Here is a 1,604-nt window from a genome sequence, read left to right as displayed (position 1 = left end):
TTTATATGTATATGGTGGAGAATAGCGGGATCGAACCGCTGACCTCCTGCGTGCAAAGCAGGCGCTCTCCCAGCTGAGCTAATTCCCCATAATGGTGGGCCTATCAGGACTTGAACCTGAGACCTCACGATTATCAGTCGAGCGCTCTAGCCAGCTGAGCTATAGGCCCATATTTACCTATAAATTATCTGTTGTTCTTCCAAATAATCTTTACAAACTAAATATATGTTGTTAAAAGTAGTTTTTTTCTTTTTATTTATATTAAGAATTAAATCTTAATATTTTTCTTTGAAAGGAGGTGATCCAACCGCAGGTTCTCCTACGGTTACCTTGTTACGACTTCACCCCAGTCGCCAAATCCACTGTGGAAGGTAGCTATTTTAGCATCCCCGCTTCGAATGAGTTCGACTCCCATGGTGTGACGGGCGGTGAGTACAAGACCCGGGAACGTATTCACCGTAGCATAGCTGATCTACGATTACTAGCGATTCCAACTTCATGTAGTCGAGTTGCAGACTACAATCCGAACTGGGAGATATTTTATAAGATTTGCTCCACGTCACCGTATTGCGGCTCTTTGTATATCCCATTGTAGCACGTGTGTAGCCCTGGACGTAAGGGCCATGATGACTTGACGTCGTCCTCACCTTCCTCCTACTTACGTAGGCAGTCTGTTTAGAGTTCTCAGCCGAACTGTTAGCAACTAAACACGAGGGTTGCGCTCGTTGCGGGACTTAACCCAACATCTCACGACACGAGCTGACGACAGCCGTGCAGCACCTGTATATAAGTTTCTGCAAGCAGACACCAATCTATCTCTAGAAAGTTCTTACTATGTCAAGTCCAGGTAAGGTTCTTCGTGTATCGTCGAATTAAACCACATGCTCCACCGCTTGTGCGGGTCCCCGTCTATTCCTTTGAGTTTTAATCTTGCGACCGTACTCCCCAGGCGGTACACTTAATGTGTTAACTGCATTACTGCAAGATCAAGTCTCACAACAACTAGTGTACATCGTTTAGGGCGTGGACTACCAGGGTATCTAATCCTGTTTGCTCCCCACGCTTTCGAATCTCAGCGTCAATAATGTTCCAGTAGATCGCCTTCGCAATCGGTATTCCTTCTGATCTCTACGGATTTTACCCCTACACCAGAAATTCCATCTACCTCTCCCACATTCTAGATTAACAGTTTTCAAAGCAGTTCTATAGTTAAGCTATAGGATTTCACTTCAAACTTATCAATCCGCCTACATTCTCTTTACGCCCAGTGATTCCGAGTAACGCTTGCACCCCCCGTATTACCGCGGCTGCTGGCACGGAGTTAGCCGGTGCTTATTCATATAATACCGTCATTATCTTCTCATATAAAAGGAGTTTACGCACCGAAATGTGTCATCCTCCACGCGGCGTTGCTGCATCAGACTTTCGTCCATTGTGCAATATTCCCCACTGCTGCCTCCCGTAGGAGTCTGGACCGTGTCTCAGTTCCAGTGTGACTGATCATCCTCTCAAACCAGTTATGTGTCATTGTCTTGGTAGGCCATTACCCCACCAACTAACTGATACAATACAGGCTAATCTCTTACCAATAAATCTTTCCCTTA

2 tRNA genes and 1 rRNA gene are annotated in these 1,604 nt (G+C 45.5%); all 3 read right to left on the bottom strand.

Annotation, left to right across the window (positions count from 1 at the left end):
* Window positions 1-12: 12 nt before the first annotated feature.
* Window positions 13-88, bottom strand: a tRNA-Ala gene (locus CJ670_RS09455).
* A 4-nt stretch (window positions 89-92) separates the two neighbouring features.
* Window positions 93-169: transfer RNA gene (locus CJ670_RS09450), tRNA-Ile, on the bottom strand.
* A 122-nt stretch (window positions 170-291) separates the two neighbouring features.
* Window positions 292-1,604, bottom strand: a 16S ribosomal RNA gene (locus tag CJ670_RS09445); the annotation flags it as partial.

Origin of the sequence: Arcobacter cryaerophilus gv. crypticus (genome assembly GCF_002993025.1) — a bacterium.
Classification (GTDB): domain Bacteria; phylum Campylobacterota; class Campylobacteria; order Campylobacterales; family Arcobacteraceae; genus Aliarcobacter; species Aliarcobacter cryaerophilus_B.
The sequence above is the reverse complement of the archived record's forward strand: the minus strand, read 5'-3'. Positions and strand labels throughout refer to the sequence as shown.